16 protein-coding genes are annotated in these 16,199 nt (G+C 38.8%); 10 read left to right on the top strand and 6 right to left on the bottom strand.

Annotated features, from left to right (window positions below):
• The first annotated feature begins 92 nt into the window (after nt 1–92).
• The 3 genes from IV514_RS07895 (at nt 93) to IV514_RS07885 (ending at nt 3,138) form a co-directional block, all read left to right on the top strand.
• On the top strand, nt 93–320 hold the full coding sequence (locus IV514_RS07895; protein WP_206484405.1) for a TIGR02922 family protein: 228 nt from the start codon (nt 93–95) through the stop codon (nt 318–320).
• A gap of 145 nt (nt 321–465) precedes the next feature.
• Nucleotides 466–1,866, top strand: coding sequence for a DNA recombination protein RmuC (gene rmuC / locus IV514_RS07890; protein ID WP_346776904.1), 1,401 nt, complete (start codon nt 466–468; stop codon nt 1,864–1,866).
• A gap of 81 nt (nt 1,867–1,947) precedes the next feature.
• Nucleotides 1,948–3,138: a GGDEF domain-containing protein gene (locus IV514_RS07885; protein ID WP_206484404.1), complete on the top strand. Its 1,191-nt coding sequence runs from the start codon at nt 1,948–1,950 to the stop codon at nt 3,136–3,138.
• Between the two features lie 54 nt (nt 3,139–3,192).
• On the opposite strand, the gene IV514_RS07880 is transcribed toward IV514_RS07885, so the two are convergent.
• Nucleotides 3,193–4,530 (bottom strand): sodium-dependent transporter, encoded by a 1,338-nt coding sequence (locus tag IV514_RS07880; protein ID WP_206484403.1) that lies wholly within the window; start codon nt 4,528–4,530, stop codon nt 3,193–3,195.
• A gap of 212 nt (nt 4,531–4,742) precedes the next feature.
• Here IV514_RS07880 and IV514_RS07875 point away from each other — a divergent pair, with 212 nt between their 5' ends.
• The 4 genes from IV514_RS07875 (at nt 4,743) to IV514_RS07860 (ending at nt 8,059) form a co-directional block, all read left to right on the top strand.
• Nucleotides 4,743–5,387 carry an MBL fold metallo-hydrolase gene (locus IV514_RS07875; RefSeq protein ID WP_206484402.1) on the top strand — a complete coding sequence of 215 codons (645 nt, stop codon included), beginning with the start codon at nt 4,743–4,745 and terminating at the stop codon, nt 5,385–5,387.
• Nucleotides 5,388–5,539: 152 nt separating this feature from the next.
• Nucleotides 5,540–6,958: a sodium:proton antiporter NhaD gene (nhaD, locus tag IV514_RS07870; protein ID WP_206484401.1), complete on the top strand. Its 1,419-nt coding sequence runs from the start codon at nt 5,540–5,542 to the stop codon at nt 6,956–6,958.
• Nucleotides 6,959–7,046: 88 nt separating this feature from the next.
• Nucleotides 7,047–7,337, top strand: a complete 291-nt coding sequence (locus tag IV514_RS07865; RefSeq protein WP_206484400.1) for a hypothetical protein — start codon at nt 7,047–7,049, stop codon at nt 7,335–7,337.
• Nucleotides 7,338–7,486: 149 nt separating this feature from the next.
• On the top strand, nt 7,487–8,059 hold the full coding sequence (locus IV514_RS07860; RefSeq protein ID WP_206484399.1) for a CBS domain-containing protein: 573 nt from the start codon (nt 7,487–7,489) through the stop codon (nt 8,057–8,059).
• Nucleotides 8,060–8,186: 127 nt separating this feature from the next.
• On the opposite strand, the gene IV514_RS07855 is transcribed toward IV514_RS07860, so the two are convergent.
• Nucleotides 8,187–8,978, bottom strand: a complete 792-nt coding sequence (locus tag IV514_RS07855; RefSeq protein WP_206484398.1) for an ion transporter — start codon at nt 8,976–8,978, stop codon at nt 8,187–8,189.
• Nucleotides 8,979–9,142: 164 nt separating this feature from the next.
• On the opposite strand from IV514_RS07855, the gene IV514_RS07850 reads away from it, so the two are divergent.
• Complete coding sequence (locus tag IV514_RS07850; RefSeq protein WP_206484397.1) at nt 9,143–11,986, top strand: tetratricopeptide repeat protein; 2,844 nt, start codon at nt 9,143–9,145, stop codon at nt 11,984–11,986.
• 122 nt (nt 11,987–12,108) lie between these two features.
• Here IV514_RS07850 and IV514_RS07845 read toward each other — a convergent pair whose 3' ends face one another.
• Together IV514_RS07845 and IV514_RS07840 are read right to left on the bottom strand one after the other, a co-directional pair.
• Nucleotides 12,109–12,414 (bottom strand): DUF962 domain-containing protein, encoded by a 306-nt coding sequence (locus IV514_RS07845; protein ID WP_206484396.1) that lies wholly within the window; start codon nt 12,412–12,414, stop codon nt 12,109–12,111.
• 13 nt (nt 12,415–12,427) lie between these two features.
• Complete coding sequence (locus tag IV514_RS07840; RefSeq protein ID WP_206484395.1) at nt 12,428–13,069, bottom strand: LysE family transporter; 642 nt, start codon at nt 13,067–13,069, stop codon at nt 12,428–12,430.
• Between the two features lie 106 nt (nt 13,070–13,175).
• Between IV514_RS07840 and rsuA the strand changes: the two genes are divergently transcribed.
• Together rsuA and IV514_RS07830 are read left to right on the top strand one after the other, a co-directional pair.
• Entirely contained in the window at nt 13,176–13,865 is a 690-nt protein-coding gene (gene rsuA / locus IV514_RS07835) for a 16S rRNA pseudouridine(516) synthase RsuA (RefSeq protein WP_206484394.1), read from the top strand.
• A gap of 121 nt (nt 13,866–13,986) precedes the next feature.
• On the top strand, nt 13,987–14,286 hold the full coding sequence (locus IV514_RS07830) for a hypothetical protein (RefSeq protein WP_206484393.1): 300 nt from the start codon (nt 13,987–13,989) through the stop codon (nt 14,284–14,286).
• Nucleotides 14,287–14,293: 7 nt separating this feature from the next.
• On the opposite strand, the gene IV514_RS07825 is transcribed toward IV514_RS07830, so the two are convergent.
• Both IV514_RS07825 and IV514_RS07820 read right to left on the bottom strand, forming a co-directional pair.
• Nucleotides 14,294–14,581 carry a DUF1244 domain-containing protein gene (locus tag IV514_RS07825; RefSeq protein ID WP_206484392.1) on the bottom strand — a complete coding sequence of 96 codons (288 nt, stop codon included), beginning with the start codon at nt 14,579–14,581 and terminating at the stop codon, nt 14,294–14,296.
• A gap of 19 nt (nt 14,582–14,600) precedes the next feature.
• Nucleotides 14,601–16,166, bottom strand: coding sequence for a CsiV family protein (locus IV514_RS07820; RefSeq protein WP_206484391.1), 1,566 nt, complete (start codon nt 16,164–16,166; stop codon nt 14,601–14,603).
• Nucleotides 16,167–16,199: the final 33 nt, after the last annotated feature.

Genomic DNA, 16,199 nt, shown 5'->3' with positions numbered 1-16,199 from the left:
CAAAATTAACGAATTCATCTGACATTTAGTGATTCACGTCTACAATTAAACCAAGGATGGTTAATAAATTGATGATGCAAGGATAAACAGCGGTGGAACAAGACTTAAGGCAAGTAACGATTATTTATTACAGCGATATTTCTTTAGAATTACTTCATGAAGTAAAATTTTGCCGTCAAAATGCCAATGGACGAGTCATTATTCCTGAAGAATTTAAGCGTGATAAATCTATTATTGCCGTTTGTGATGGAAAAGTGAACATTCTGAATAAGTTCGGTGATCGTATTCAAAATGATGAAACTGGCGACCATCAAGCCTGATCTCGCTATGCTTTCGCTTCAATAAGCGCGCCTTTTCTAATGACTATGCGTTTAACTGTGTGGTTGAAGGTGAAATAAATTTAACCTTATCAAAAAAGTATGCTCTAATAACTGGTCATAAATACAGTGTTTTTTGGAGTGTCGGGTGAACGCCTTTCTTGATCAATCTCTTGCTGCCATGGGCCTAACACAGTCAAACATGCTGCTGTTGGTTGCTGTTGCTATATTTATTGTGTTGTTGTTGGTGTTGATAAAAGTGAATCGAATGCTGTCAGCGATGAGTAATGACCATGTTCAGTTTGAACAGATATCACATAAATTGCAGCTCATGCAAGATATGTCGGATAAGTCTTATCAACAATTACAACAAACAATTTTGCATCATCATCAACAATCACTGCAAACTTTTCATGAATTGAAACAAATAGTTGATCAACAATTTTCGGATCTGAAAATAAAATTGTTGCATCAACAGAATGCGTCATCTGAAAAGCAACTCTCGGTGTTACATGAGTTTCACACTCAGTTTAATCACAATCAATTAAAAGCGGTTGATCAGTTAATTGAACATTTAAATAAAGCCAGTGTGATGACTCGTGAAGAGCAACAAAAGTCATTACGGCAATCGAGTGAGCAGCTTGCTGATAAAATGAAAGAGCTAACCATATCAACAGACAATCGGTTGAAAGAGATCAGCGAGCAAGTAGAAAAGCGTCTTGCCGATGGTTTTGATAAAACCACCAAAACGTTTCATGACATCTTAAAAAGATTAGCGCTGATTGATGATGCACAGAAGAAGATCACTGAGTTGTCGACCAATGTGGTGAGTTTACAAGAAGTCTTATCTGATAAACGATCACGTGGTGCATTTGGAGAGGTACAATTGAATTCGTTAATTCGAAATGTGCTACCAGAAGCACATTTTTCACTACAACATACCTTATCCAATGGCAAAATTGCCGATTGTGTTTTATTTTTGCCAAAACCCACAGGCACGATAGTCATTGACGCTAAATTTCCGTTAGAAAGTTATCGTAAAATGACGGATATTCAGCAGAGTGAATTAGAACGTAAGGCTGCTGAACGCCAGTTTAAATTAGACATCAAAAAGCACATCAAGGACATCAGTGAAAAGTATTTAATTGAGAATGAAACGGCAGACGGGGCGGTTATGTTTTTGCCGGCGGAAGCCATTTTTGCTGAGATCCATGGACATTATCCAGACTTAGTGGAATTTGCGAATAAACAACGCGTTTGGCTAACATCACCAACAACGTTAATGGCAATATTAACCACGGCGCGCGCTGTGCTAAAAGATGAAGCAACGCGAGAACAAATTCATATTATTCAAGCGCATCTATCTCATCTTGCGGCTGACTTTTCACGTTTTCGCACGCGTTTTGCTAATCTTGCCAAGCACATAGATCAGGCCGCGGGCGATGTTAAACAAATTCATACCTCTGCGGATAAAATCGTTAATCGTTTTGAAAAAATTGAACAGGTTGAACTACAAAAAAGTGAAGAAGAGAATAGGGCGTTAATTTAAAGCAGATTAGTTAAAATTGTTTATACGCTATACAGAGTATGGTAAAAATTATGCTAGATAAATCAATGATAGAGGTTAGTTTTGCTACAAAAGCTTGAAGGATTAAAAACCACTTTATGGACAGGGCTTGCTGTTTCTCTTGGTTTTACCTTAATTACCGTGTTAGAAACGCATTGGCAAGCGTATGCATTGTTGATTGAACAAGTTTTGTATGGGTTGCTGGTAATCGGCATTTTATTTTCTGCACAATTTAGCCGTAGCCGGATCACCTTGTTATTGATGGCATTGTGTTGCTTTTATCTGGTTGAGCAAGAATTAGTTAGTGGAAAAAGCTGGCTAGATGCTAATCAGGAATGGGTATTTGTTAGTGCTATTTTTGGTTTTATTTATTTAACACTGATCAAAGATCGCGGTTTATTGTCTATTCATGGAGTGCTGCGGGTTGTTGGCTTAGCTATTTGTTTTATTTTAGCAAAAGCATGGTTGTTAGCTGTTGATTGGTTTAGTCAATATAATCAGAGTGAGCAAATACTTGCGGTTAATTTTGAGTCATTAGGTTTATTATTGCCACTTTACGGCATTGCTTTATTCATTATGTATAAAGCATTACGCCACGCAAACTTGTTTGTTTCTTCATTGTTAACCACGTTAGTACTGGTGTATTTATATTTTCAGCAGCAGTTAAGCTTACCTCTGACTGTTTTACTCGCGGTGGTAACTTTTCAGTATATTGTTGTTGTGGTGGTGGATTCTTATTACCTTGCCTACCGAGATGAATTAACTCGCTTACCATCAAGACGGGCATTAAACCAATATGCGTTGTCGCTTGGCAGAAAGTATAGTGTTGCCATGATAGATATTGATCATTTCAAAAAGTTCAATGACACCTATGGGCATGATATAGGTGATCAAGTGCTAAAACTTGTGGCTGCTAAGCTTGCTACAATCAGTAATGGCGGTCGTATATTTCGTTACGGGGGCGAAGAGTTTACAGCGATTTTTCCGCGCAAGGTTGCTGAAGAAGTTACCGATGAGCTTGAACGATTGCGTCAGTCTATCGCCGATTATGAAATAGTGATCCGTCATCCTTTGAGAAAAACTAAAAAAGCACGGCAAAAACAGCACGAGACAGGTCACAAAACAGTGCGAGTGACAGTATCTATGGGCGTTGCCAGTAAAGCGCAAAAACAAAGCTTTGAGCAAACAGTCAAACAAGCGGATATAGCTTTATACCGCGCCAAGAAAAAAGGTCGTAATAACGTTAGCAGTTAATCGGATTGCTAACCGAAATTGCAGGTGTTTTTTGCCTGCAATTTCTCTAATTGATTAATTAAGAATAGCGACGTTGACAAAGACCACGGTTAACAAAATAGGGCAAACAAATCTGATGTAGTTGCCCCAGTGCTTTAACCATGGACGATCGACTTGCAATGCTTTATCGCGCAATTTATTGCCTCTGTGCCATAACCAGCCAACAACAATAAAGTAAAATAAACAGCTTAATGGCTGCAGTATAGTGGTTAACACCCGAATAAACGCGCCAAATAAGACATCGAAAAACGCAATCAGTAGCATTGAAAAGAATAATACCGTGCCTGAAACAAGCCAAGTAGCCTTATGGCGTGAAATGTTCTTATCTTCTACTAGATAAGCGACGGGGACTTCTGTTGACGAGATGGTCGAGGTTAAGGCAGCGATCGATAGTAACATAAAGAAACCAATGGCCACGATTAACCCTATTGTCCCCATAGAAGCAAATAATTCCGGCAGAATATGAAAGATCAGCTGGCCTTCGCCAATCAGCTGGTTTCCTTGGAATACTTGTTGCCCTGCGTGTTGAGCAACAAAAAGTGCTGGAATAATCAATAAGCCAGCAAGAAAAGCGATTCCTGTGTCTAATGCTGTGATTGAAATAACTAGCTTCCCTAAATCTTTGTCTTTTTGCATGTAAGAACCGTAAATCATCATGCCACCGACACCAATCGATAACGAGAAAAACGCTTGTCCCATGGCTGATACGATTAATTTAGGGTTAGTAAGTTGACTAAAATCAGGCACTAAATACACTTTTAATCCTTCCATTGCCCCCGGCTGCTGAAGAATATAAACAATAAGTCCAAACAGCATGATCAACAACACAGGCATTAAGCGAGTGGACCATTTCTCTATACCAGCATTTACCCCTTGATGAATAATTGCAGCACCTAATAAAATAAAAATAGGGGTGAATACCAAGTTACGCTCAGTACTTGATGTACCCAACCAGCTTGATAGTTCATTAAACCCCATTAGCTGAGTGATCGCTGATAGGGCGTGCGATAACATCCAACCAGCGACTATGGTATAGAAACTTAACATCATAATAGCGCCGCATAAGCCAATAATGCCGGCATTACGACCTAAACGTTCAGAGATATTCTTGCAGGCATCACCCAATGCTGATACTGGGTTTTTTTGTGACTGATTGCCGATATAAACTTCGGCGTACAGTGCTGGTAATGCCAATAATAAGGTAACGACAAGATACACAAATAAAAATGCGCCACCGCCATTATTAGCGGCGTTAGTGGGAAAGCCCCAAATATTACCTAAACCAATAGCAGAGCCAGCTGCTGCTAAGACAAATCCAATACGGGAGTGAAAAGAGTCTCTAACTTGCGTCATACAATTATCAATTATTATTTTTTATTTGTGCCGAGCTTACCGAGTTAGCGAGTGATAGTGAAGTGATTTTATTGTTTTATCACATTTGGCTTTTTAAAGTGCTTTTAAGAATGTAAAATTATTGAGACACAAGCTTAGCACTTGAAGTGAAGGGATTTATGCCCATCTCTTGTGGTAAGTCAATTCTTTTAAATTATCAATAAAGGTACATTATGCTTCAGTTTCAAATCATTCCCGTGACACCATTTCAACAAAATTGTACGTTATTTTGGTGTGATGAAACTAAGCAAGCTGCGGTAGTTGATCCTGGTGGTGATGCACAACTAATCATTGATGCTATTAAGCAGCAAGGGCTGACCCTAGTTAAAGTACTGTTAACTCATGCCCATATCGATCATGCCGGGGCGACCAAGGCAATAGCAGAACATTTTAACGTACCTATTGAGGGGCCGCACAAAGAAGATAAATTTTGGATTGACCTTATTCCTGAGCAAATTACTCGCTTTGGCTTTGCCGATGCTGAATTGTTCGAACCAACACGTTGGTTAACACAAGGCGATACAGTTAGTTTTGGTAATGTCGAATTAGAAGTTTATTTTTGCCCAGGCCATACACCAGGGCATGTAGTGTTTTTTCATAGAGCATCTAAGTTAGCACAAGTGGGGGATGTTTTATTTAAAGGCTCTATTGGGCGAACAGATTTTCCTCGTGGAGATCATCCTACCTTGATTAAATCTATTCGAGAAAACCTGTTTCCACTTGGTGATGATGTTAAATTTATTCCTGGACATGGTCCTATGGGCACCTTTGGTGAAGAGCGTCGAACGAACCCTTTTGTGGGGGACATGGCGGTCTAACTCGGTTTTATCTGAGTAACTAATATAGATAATTTTTATAACGATAATAACTCAATTAGTCAGTTATTATATTTTGTTTATTGCTCTATAAGAGTAGAATGTGCGGGTTTTTAATCATTCATACTTATTTACTTCTTTAAAGAGCAACTATCTTGAAAAAATTCGTCGTCGCTTTACTTCTGTTTGTGATCTCTTCACCTACTTTTGCTTCAACGGTAGGTGAACTCGATTTAACAAGTTCTTTTGTGGGTATTCTTTCACTGATTCTTTTTTCTTTTGCCTATTTACTGGTGATTGGAGAGGAATTCATCCATCTGAGAAAATCAAAACCGGTGTTGGTCGCCGCTGGAATCATCTGGTTTATGATTGGTTGGGTTTACACTCAACATGGCATCCCTAAAGAGGCAGAAGAAGCGTTTAACCATAACTTACTCGAATATGCGCAACTATTATTGTTTTTGTTAGTGGCGATGACTTATATCAATGCGATGGAAGAGCGAGGCGTTTTTGAGCGTTTGCGTATTTGGATGATTGCCAAAGGTTTAAGTTTAAGAAGTTTATTTTGGCTCACTGGTATATTAGCCTTTATCATTTCATCATTTGCTAATAATCTGACCACTGCGATGCTAATGTGTGCCATCGTACTTAAAGTGGCTCCTAATAATCTCAAGTTTATTAATATTGCTTGTATCAATATTGTGGTGGCATCAAATGCTGGCGGGGTGTTTAGCCCGTTTGGTGATATTACCACATTAATGATTTGGCAAGCTGGCTTAGTGCAATTTGAACAGTTCTTTGTGTTATTACTGCCCTCTTTTGTCAACTTCTTAATTCCGGCAACCATTATGAGCTTGTTCATCTCAAATCAAGCATCAGCGCCAATTACGGATGAAGATTTTGTGTTAAAGCGTGGTGCCAAGCGAATTATCTTTTTGTTTGTGTTAACTATAGCAACGGCTGTCATCTGTCATAGTTTAGTAAACATGCCTCCGGTGTTAGGTATGATGCTTGGACTTGGTTATTTGAAATTTCTCGGCTTTTATTTACGTAAGAGTTTACCTCGATCTCTTAATAAAAAGCGCACCCAAGCTGAAATTTTAAAAGATGATAAAGCATTGAAAAGCCTTGGTAATATTGTCCCCTTTGATATTTTTGATAAAATCGCCAGAGCAGAATGGGATACTTTATTATTCTTTTATGGTGTGGTCATGTGTGTTGGTGGTTTAGGCTTTATGGGGTATTTAGGCTTAGTCTCTGAATTGCTCTATAGTCATTGGAGCCCAACGTATGCCAATATTTTAGTGGGGGTTTTATCGGCGATAGTTGATAACATTCCAGTGGTATTTGCTGTACTGAGTATGAATCCTATGATGGATCTTCAACAATGGTTATTAGTCACAATGACCGCAGGTGTTGGTGGGAGTTTACTTTCTGTAGGCTCTGCTGCGGGTGTAGCGTTGATGGGACAGACGAAAGGAAAGTACTCATTTCTAGGCCATTTGAAATGGAGTTGGGCCATTGTTTTAGGCTATGCTGGCAGTATTTATCTGCATTTTCTGCTAAATGGATAGCGTTATTAAAAATTTTTGCTGAAAAACTTGAAACTTTTCTGTTTATGCCTCATCTATAAAGTATAGCCAGTTTGTTTTGGGTCTTGCTATGATCAGGTTGTTAATAGCGATTACATTGTTGATAAGCTTTAGCTCTTTAGGGGAGCAAAGTGTCGGCTATGTGGAAAATGACAGCCTGAACATCACCGAACAACTGGTTGCTGATGAGGCTCAAGATACGGATTGGGACTCTCCAGATCCTATCATTCACGAAAGAGCTTTAACTGCAGCCCATTGCCAACCTGAAATGGTTACATACAGTGAGCAGCTATTTTTTGCCAGTAAGTACTATCTGTACCTCCATCCGCGTTCTCCTCCTGTTACTCTTGCTTTTAGTTAATCATTATTGGTTCAGCTTGCACTATGCTGCTTAACATTCGATTCTGATTGAATGTATCTCTGATAACTGATGACTAAAGGCTTTATTGATTATTAAACAGTTTTACTGTCAGTAAAATTTAACGCAATGAATAGAGTTTCGAGGTAGTTATGAAAAATTTACAATTATTTGATTTAGACCTAGTTGATAACGTTGTCTCTCCAGAGTTATTTGAACACACTGAGCTGGATTCACCCGCAACTAAAGTGTTCACCGATTTTAAAATGCATCAACCTTTAGTGATTGAAGGAGATACTTTAGCGAGCGATGCGCTATTGTTGATGAAAAAAAGCCATGTAAAAATGAAGATAGTTGTTTCAAGCAACAATGATTTTTTAGGTATTATTAGTACGAATGAATTGTCTGAGCAATCATTGATTGCAGAAACAGCAAAAGGCAAAAACCGGAATGAGATTCTGGTGAGCGATATGATGTTGCCTAAGCTTGCCTTACATGCTTTTGATTTTAGTGAAATAGAAAATTCCACAGTAAATGATGTGATTTTGACATTAAAAAATTATGGACTGCGCCATTGTTTGGTCGTTGATAGAAAGCATCATCATATCAGAGGAGTTATCTCTACCAGTGACATAGCAAGGAAATTACATTTGCCAATTGATCTAAGTATTAAAACATCATTTAGCGAAATCTTTGAAGTTATTCATGGCGCAGCTGTACTTTAAATGGCAGCGTAGGGAGGATTAAGGCATGTTGATTATTAATGTTGAATAACATTGATAGCAACAGATCAACAGCCTTAGTATTAAAATGCTATTGGCTATCAAGCACTAATGCTTGATAGCTCAGCACTTACTTATGTTGATTTGATTGACTAAGTAACGCTTTTATTTCTTTTAACTCTTGCTGCAGTTCTGTCAGTGTCGGTTCTTTCTTTGCTCTGGCGGCTTGATGCTCTTCTTCCATGACATTAACCACAATACCAATAACCATGTTCAGGAAAGCGAACGCCGTAAAGAATATGAACGATAAATAGAAAATCCAACTAAAGGGGTAAACTTCCATGGTTTCATATTGAATATCTGTCCAATCTTCAAAGGTCATAATACGGAACAGCGTCAGCATGGAAATGGCAATGTCACCCCATAAGGTTGGATTGATATCATGAAAGATAAAGCTGCCAATGGCGGCATAAATATAAAAAATGATAAACATTAATAAGATAACGTAGCCAAGCTGTGGTAAGGCTTTAAGTAATGAATTAATCAATACTCTAAGCTCAGGAACAACAGAGACCATCCTTAACACACGAAACACACGCACCAGTCGGGCAAGTAGCGCCATTTCACTGTTATCGATAGGGATCAAACTGACGAATACCACTAACGTGTCAAAAATATTCCACCCTTTTTTCAAAAAGGATTTTTTATCGGGATCAGCGATAAAGCGTATGGTGAGTTCAAATAGGAAAAATAATGTGATAAAAGCATCTAATACAGAGGTGATAGAATACGCTTGATCGGATAATTGAAACGTTTTCGCGCCAATTTCTAGTGCTGAAATAATAATGACGGCGACAACAGATAGTTCAAATATTTTATTTTCTTTAAGTGCAAAGAGTTTCGCTTTAAGGGTTTGATACATTACTTCTTTACTTGATTGAGCTAGTAAAATGACTGCTGATTATACCGAGTTAGTTTCGAACTTGTCGATATCTATTCTGAGTATTTTATTCGGTGATAGGATTTATACAGTAAAAGTGTTATAACGGGTGTGGCTATCTTAATTAAATGACACCAGAGGTATTGATGACAGGAGTTTGTCGTCTATTTGCTATCTTTCTAACATTACTATTGTTATTGGGCTTCACACAACGTTGTATAGCAAGTGGACAATCAGTTGAGGAACAACTTGCCGCAATCCAGCAGTTAGAAAATCCAGCGCAAGCCGTTCAAGCCTATGAGGCATTATTGAGTGATCAGAGCCTTTCTCCATCAGCGCAAATTTCAGTGCTTACTTCCCATGCGATGTTTTATTTTCAACAAAGTGAGTTTGAGCAAGCGATAACGACCATCTCGCCAGCAGTTCTTTTAGCGAATGAACATCCAGATAAAACAATATTAGCTAAAACGCTAAAATTTAAAGGGATTTTTCATTATTACCAAGGCTCTTATCCTCAAGCACTGCCGCTTTACCAACAATCATTGGTCATTTACCAAGCACTAAACAAACCATTAGAACAAGGGCATTTATATAATAATCTTGGTTTGCTATACAGTGCTATGGGAAAGAGCTTTAGAGCAATTGAAGTTTATCAACAAGCGGTTGAAACATATAAAAAATATGGCTCTGAAGTTGATATCGTTGATATTCGTTATAACATTGCCACGCTTTATATACGGTTACGACGTTATGATCTTGCCATTGAGTTATTTCAAGAAGTGATAATAAAACGTTTAGAATTTGGTGATGAAAAAGGAGTGGCCAATGCTCGCTCTGATCTTGGGATCAGTTATAAACAAAGTGGCAATTATGCTGATGCGCTAAAGAATTTACAGTTAGCATTACGATACTTTCAAGAGCAACAAGATACCTTTAAGCTCGCTTCAACTTACCATAATTTAGCTGAGGTCTATAACGAGTTGAATCAAGCCGAACAAGCAAAAGTTTATGCTCAGTTAGCGATAAATTTAAGTGAGCGCCAATCTTTTAATGTAGTGCTTGCCGGTGGCTTACAAAGTTTAGCTCGTGCGCTTTTTCTCCAAGGTGAAATTGAACAGCCTTTGCAATTATTACAACGTTCCACTGAGGTTGCGACACAATCTGATTACCCGCAGCAGCTTCGTGCTAATTTATCTCTATTGTCTTTAGTCCACGCAGCTAATGGTGAACGTCGAAAGGCAATGGAAAACTATCAAGATTTTATTGCATTAAATTTTAAGTTATCGAACGATCAGTTAAATGAATACCTGGCTAAGTTTGAATCTGATGAATTGAAGAAGCAGGTGGCACAACTACAACAGAACAAAAAAGTGAAACAGTTAGAACTAGAGCGTGCTAATCAACAACAAAAGATAGTGTTTGGGGTTATCTTTATTGCCTTAATGCTCATATTAATGTTGGCGTTTTATCTTTATCGCAGAGAAAAAGATAGACAATTAAAAACTGAGTTGGCGATTCAAGTGAAGCAAAGGACACAAGAGCTTGAGCGGATCACTGAACAATTGAAGCAAGCAAATAATGTGAAAAGCCAGTTTTTAGCGAATATGAGTCATGAAATTCGTACGCCGCTAACGGCAATAATAGGGCAAGCTGAAGCTATTATTTATGGTGATATCCAGAAGGGACAAACCGAACAAGAAGTTGAAGTGATCCATAGCAATAGCCAGCATTTACTCGAATTAATCAATAATATTTTAGATTTAAGTAAAATTGAGGCAAACAAGTTAGAGCTTGATTTACAAAATCAAGATTTAAATCAGGTGTTAGTTGAGCTTGCCAATATGTTTGCTGAGCAAGCGAAACATAAAGGGCTTGTTTTTACCATCACGCATTCATTACCTACGCCATTTCTCATTGATATGGACGTATTGCGAGTGAAGCAAATACTGATCAATTTATGCTCTAACGCGATTAAATTTACCAGTAAAGGTAGTGTTACGGTGAATGTACGTATTGAAAATCATGCCATAGTTTTTAGTGTCAAAGATACCGGAATTGGCTTGAGTTATACTCAAATTCAACAAGTTTTTGACAGCTTTACTCAAGGGGATAGCAGTATTAGTCGCCGATTTGGCGGTACAGGGCTTGGCTTATGTCTTTCTGAGCAACTAGCAAAATTAATGCATGGGCGGATTGAAATAGAAAGCCAGCTAGGGCAGGGCAGTACCTTTACCTTTGTTCTGCCTTTTACGCAAACTGAAGAATTACCTCAAATTGAACAAGTGCATACTATTGATACTGAAACGGTATCACTCGACGAGCCTTGTTTTTCGGGTACCGTGTTGTTAGCTGAAGATCATGATGATAACCGAAGATTATTTGCTCGCTTTTTGAAGAAGTTAGGTTTGACTGTGGTGGGTGCCAGTAATGGTTATGAAGCGGTGGAAGAGTACGAATCAACTCAACCGGATCTTATTTTATTAGATATTCAGATGCCTGAAATGGATGGTATTGAAGCATTTAATATCTTACAGCAAAAAGGCTGCACCGTGCCTATCATAGCATTGACCGCTAATGCCATGTCGCATGAAGTTGCACATTATATTGCGCTTGGTTTTACTGAGCACTTACAAAAACCAATTGAGCGTAGCAAGTTTATCAGTACGCTTGCGAAATACTTTGATAGCAATGTTGGTGAAGAAACAGCTGAGCAAGCTTTAGATAACATTGATATGACAGATCTTGTTCAGCAATTTAAGTCAACCTTGACATTAGAGCAGCAGGATATTGTTTTACATTTAAAAGCGAATGATCATCAGTTGCTTAAAAATCTTGTCCATCGGATTGCTGGTGCCGCCCAAATGTTCGGTTTTAGTATGCTGTCTGAAAAAGCGCTGGTGCTTGAAAAAGTGATCAAGACAGAAAACTTTGCTGAGATCAATGATGCAACACAAGGGTTATTAAATGAAATTGATCAAGTCTTGTGGTAACAGACAAAGCCTAAGCGACGATTGATAGTTCTATCGTAATTTTGTAATCAATCCATGCGTTTGATTTAACGAGTGTTTAGGGCAAAGTTGTTGGGTGTATCTGTTCATGCTAACTAGTTGCACTACCATTTGATTTTACCGATAAGTATGTCTTTAAACATGACCCAATCTCCCATCAAACTGTAAATAGGGTAAGTGAAGGTTGCTGGTTTATTTTTTTCAAAGAAAAAATGGCCAAACCAAGCAAAGCCGTAGCCGAGCACTGGCAGTAACCATAATAATGATAAATGCGCACTGACGACACTATAGATACATAGGCTGAGCACTAACACCGAACCAATAAAGTGCAAACGACGACACACGGCATTTTGGTGCTGGCTTAAATAAAATGGGTAGAACTGGGCAAAGTTTTGATATGTTTTAGCCATCGACATGCCTTGATTATAATTTTGTTGTTAACATTTTAATGCCTAAAGCTATCATAGCTAACCCCATGATACGATCAAGCCAATGCCCCATTTGCTGAAATTTTTTATTAACTGTTGGGCGAGATAATAATAAAACGACTGTTGCAAACCAGGCAAACTGTATGAACATCATCCACAGGCCATAAATGAATAAATGATTAAGGGGCGTATCGGGTGATATTACCAAAGTGAACAATGCGACAAAATAAACTGGGGCTTTCGGGTTCAGCGCATTACATAAAAACCCTAGACCTATGGTTTTCGCTGGGGAGGGGGATATTGATTGAGTAACGCTAATCGCTTGTTCTTTACGTGCTGTTGAACGGATCCCCTGATAGCCTAAATATAATAAATAGCTAGCGCCGACGAGTTTGATCAATGTTAACAGTGAAGCCGAATTAGCAATTACAGCTGCCAGCCCTAATGCGGAATAAGCAATATGTACAGAGAGCCCGAGTGCTATACCTAAGCTGCACAGCAAACCTGCTTTTTTCCCTTGTGATAAGGTTTGTTGTGATACTAATACAAAGTCTGGGCCTGGTGAGGCTGCTGCCAGTAAGTGTATTGAGCTGATCATCACTAAGCCAGTGGTAATATCCATAGTAACTTCCTTCATAACATCACTTTTAACCCTACCACCGTCGACAATAGGGTGCAATTGATGCTTGCTAAAAGTGTACGCTTTTGGATAATGGCGCCAATATAACCAATGAGCCCACTTTATGCGATTAGATAAATTTATTTGTAAAAGCACTGAATTAACAAGAACAGAAGCCAAAAAGTTGTTAAAAACTGGGGTAGTACAAGTTAATGGTGAAGTAGTAAAAGATGGTGCTAAACAAGTACATGAGAATAATGAGATCACCGCTGATGGTCATTGCTTAACTGCACGAGAATCTCGTTATATCATGCTACACAAACCCGTCGATACTATTTGTTCTAACGTGGATGAAATATATCCGTCAGTCCTACACTTTATTGAGGTTGATAAAGCGTTTGATCTACATATTGCTGGACGACTTGATGCTGATACTACCGGTTTGGTGTTGATCACCGATGACGGTCGCTGGTCACATAATATTATTTCTCCGAAGAAAGAGTGCAACAAAGTCTATCGAGTGTGGCTACGCGATAATATAGCAACTCAAGCCGTTGAACAATTTACACAAGGGGTACAATTACAAGGAGAAAAGTCATTAACCAAGCCAGCAAAGCTAGAGATAATTGATAACACCCAAGTGTTGTTAACCATTACTGAAGGTAAATATCATCAGGTTAAACGTATGTTCGCAGCAATTGGTAATAAGGTTGTTGGCTTACACCGAGAACAAATAGGACAGGTAGCTTTAGGTGAGCTGCCATTAGGACAGTGGCGGTATTTAACACCAGAAGAAGTCGCCAGCTTTTCCTAACTGTTCGAAGCATTCGTATTTCTTGATGATAAAAATTTGTACATTGCATTAAAGTTTAACGAGGAAGTGCCGATAGATTATGTAACTGAAACTTACATGAGATGTTATCAAAAGGTTAATTATGGATGTGTTAACTGAATTATTACCGCCTTCATATAAAGTAAAATCTGAGAATACGGCGAAAGATAAAAAGCAGCGAGGTAAACAACAGCGGAGCAATGCGAAAGCTTATCGCAATGACGCATTGCCTGATGAAGGTTTACCCGAAGTAGCTATTAGGCAAGCAGAAAACTGGCAGCAAGTAGAGCGTCGTTCAGGAAAAGATCGCCGTGAACACATGGAATCCCGTGGCCGCTGGTTTGAATCACGTGACAAAAAAGACCGTCGACAACTATCTCATGCCATTGAAATAAAAATTTAGTTTAGTATTACTTTTTATGTGATTGGTTAAATTTTGCTAACTGTTCTTCAGTTGCAGGTGTTTGGTATTTCTCTTTCCATTCATTGTAAGGCATGCCGTAGATTTGTTCCCGTGCCTGGTCGATATCAACATCGACACCAAGCTTTTGGGCTTCGGCTACTGTCCATTTGGAAAAACAGTTTCGGCAAAAACCGGCTAAGTTCATTAGCTCAATATTTTGCACATCTTTACGACTATCTAAATGTCTTAACAGGCGACGAAATACCGCGGCTTGGATCTCAATTTCTTTTTCCATAATTTCCTCAAAATATAGGTTAATTGCTCAGTGCTGTCTGCTCTTCAGCTAATTCTGGCTCAGGCTCTGGTCGTTGATGACGGCGTATTTGTACAATCATGCCCATGTATGGATGATCAAAATAGTGCACTTGATTACTGATCACTCGACGCTGCTGGGCAAAGCGGATTGCTTGTGGTTTTACTTGTGCTTGAGGGCGAAGTGCATTACTTGCCTGCTCCGCTAAGGTCATATTCATGATATTGAAATCAGCGGCAATGTTTAGATAAACCCCCTTTAAATAGACGTTTAAAAAGCCTTCTAAATACCAAGGTTGAATTGGCTCCTTGGGAGGTTCCATCAATGCAGATTGCTCAGCGACTACTTGGCTGAGCGATAATGTCGCTTCGTTGCCTAAGTTTGAAATTACAGTTGCTGCGTCATCAATTTGTGCTATCTCGTTAAAAATACTGGCAAGTTTTTGCTGTTTCTTTTGCATTAACTGCTGCTTAGCAGTTAATGCATCCGCCACAACAATTTGATTATTATTGTTATAGCCAACTTGGTTTAGTGCTGTGGCTAAATGAGATTCTTGTTCTGCCGCTAATAGGCGCTGCTCTTGGTACTTAGCTAACTCTCTTATAAAGTGTAATTGTAAGTTTTCACCCGCGAAAATTTTCGTTGGAGTTGCATCGGCTAAGTCATACACCGGTTGTCGCCATGCTAAATGCAATAACGGGCGAAAGTTTTTACTGAGTTTTAAGCTTTTCACGGTGTCACTCAGTTCGAGAGATTGTTTGTTGACTAAATATGGTACATCACTGTGTAAGTTCTCAACATCACTGATCACTTTAGGCACAGCGTCTGTTTGTAGGTGATTGTATTGATATAAGTTAGTATCAGGATTTAGTTGCTCAAATTCCGCTTGGGTGATGTGGCACAGCGTTTGGAAATTATGCCCGCCTTTTTGATATAGGGGGGCAAAAGAAAATGGTTTTTCATTAAATGCTGTTGCCGCGGCTTTTACTAATGCCTGTTGATGAGCTGTAATGGTCTGAGTGTCTTCTTGAACGCTATCAACGGTAGTAACAGTGTTATCGCTCGATTGCTTGGCATTGCTTGCGACGACTTCTTGTACGGGTCTAACCCGATCGAAAAAATCATCATTTTGGCTTGGTCTATCTGTTTGAGTACTTTCTGTACCTTTGTTAGCGGATGCAATGGCGTTTGTTTGCTCTTGAGTGTCTAACGTTGAAGGCAATTGAATTGCTGCAATATCTGTTAATGATAATATCGGGTGCAGTGGCGGTATTTGATATTGCTCAACTAAACTTGGCGGATAGCTTGGCGTGTCACAGTGAGGTAATAATTGCTTTAGCGAAGCAATATCAGGCGATAAATACGGGTTAAGTAAATCAAGTGACTTTGTATATTCTGGCAAAGGCGAGTAGTTTGGAAATACCTCAGCTTGCGTACTTTTATCATGTAGCTGGCTTAATAAAATAACTTCAATTTCAAACCATTCGCCGCTCCACTTGCTTGCTGCTAGCGTACTGCTTGTTAGCAATAATGTTGAGAGAAAAATGCTTGCCTGCTTTATGTTCATTGAATTCCTAAACTGTTATTGATGGCAATCTGT

The organism is Thalassotalea sp. G2M2-11, from assembly GCF_017168195.1.
Taxonomy (GTDB): Bacteria; Pseudomonadota; Gammaproteobacteria; order Enterobacterales; family Alteromonadaceae; genus Thalassotalea_E.
This window is presented reverse-complemented; position numbering and strand designations above follow the sequence as displayed.

What these genes read in the sequence shown, in the direction of transcription:
- IV514_RS07860 (WP_206484399.1), top strand. Translation starts at nt 7,487, where the DNA reads ATGAAAAATTTACAATTATTTGATTTAGACCTAGTTGATAACGTTGTC.
- IV514_RS07820 (WP_206484391.1), bottom strand. Translation starts at nt 16,166, where the DNA reads ATGAACATAAAGCAGGCAAGCATTTTTCTCTCAACATTATTGCTAACA.
- IV514_RS07865 (WP_206484400.1), top strand. Translation starts at nt 7,047, where the DNA reads ATGATCAGGTTGTTAATAGCGATTACATTGTTGATAAGCTTTAGCTCT.
- IV514_RS07875 (WP_206484402.1), top strand. Translation starts at nt 4,743, where the DNA reads ATGCTTCAGTTTCAAATCATTCCCGTGACACCATTTCAACAAAATTGT.
- IV514_RS07850 (WP_206484397.1), top strand. Translation starts at nt 9,143, where the DNA reads ATGACAGGAGTTTGTCGTCTATTTGCTATCTTTCTAACATTACTATTG.
- rsuA (WP_206484394.1), top strand. Translation starts at nt 13,176, where the DNA reads ATGCGATTAGATAAATTTATTTGTAAAAGCACTGAATTAACAAGAACA.
- IV514_RS07840 (WP_206484395.1), bottom strand. Translation starts at nt 13,069, where the DNA reads ATGAAGGAAGTTACTATGGATATTACCACTGGCTTAGTGATGATCAGC.
- IV514_RS07830 (WP_206484393.1), top strand. Translation starts at nt 13,987, where the DNA reads ATGGATGTGTTAACTGAATTATTACCGCCTTCATATAAAGTAAAATCT.
- IV514_RS07825 (WP_206484392.1), bottom strand. Translation starts at nt 14,581, where the DNA reads ATGGAAAAAGAAATTGAGATCCAAGCCGCGGTATTTCGTCGCCTGTTA.
- IV514_RS07845 (WP_206484396.1), bottom strand. Translation starts at nt 12,414, where the DNA reads ATGGCTAAAACATATCAAAACTTTGCCCAGTTCTACCCATTTTATTTA.
- IV514_RS07880 (WP_206484403.1), bottom strand. Translation starts at nt 4,530, where the DNA reads ATGACGCAAGTTAGAGACTCTTTTCACTCCCGTATTGGATTTGTCTTA.
- IV514_RS07855 (WP_206484398.1), bottom strand. Translation starts at nt 8,978, where the DNA reads ATGTATCAAACCCTTAAAGCGAAACTCTTTGCACTTAAAGAAAATAAA.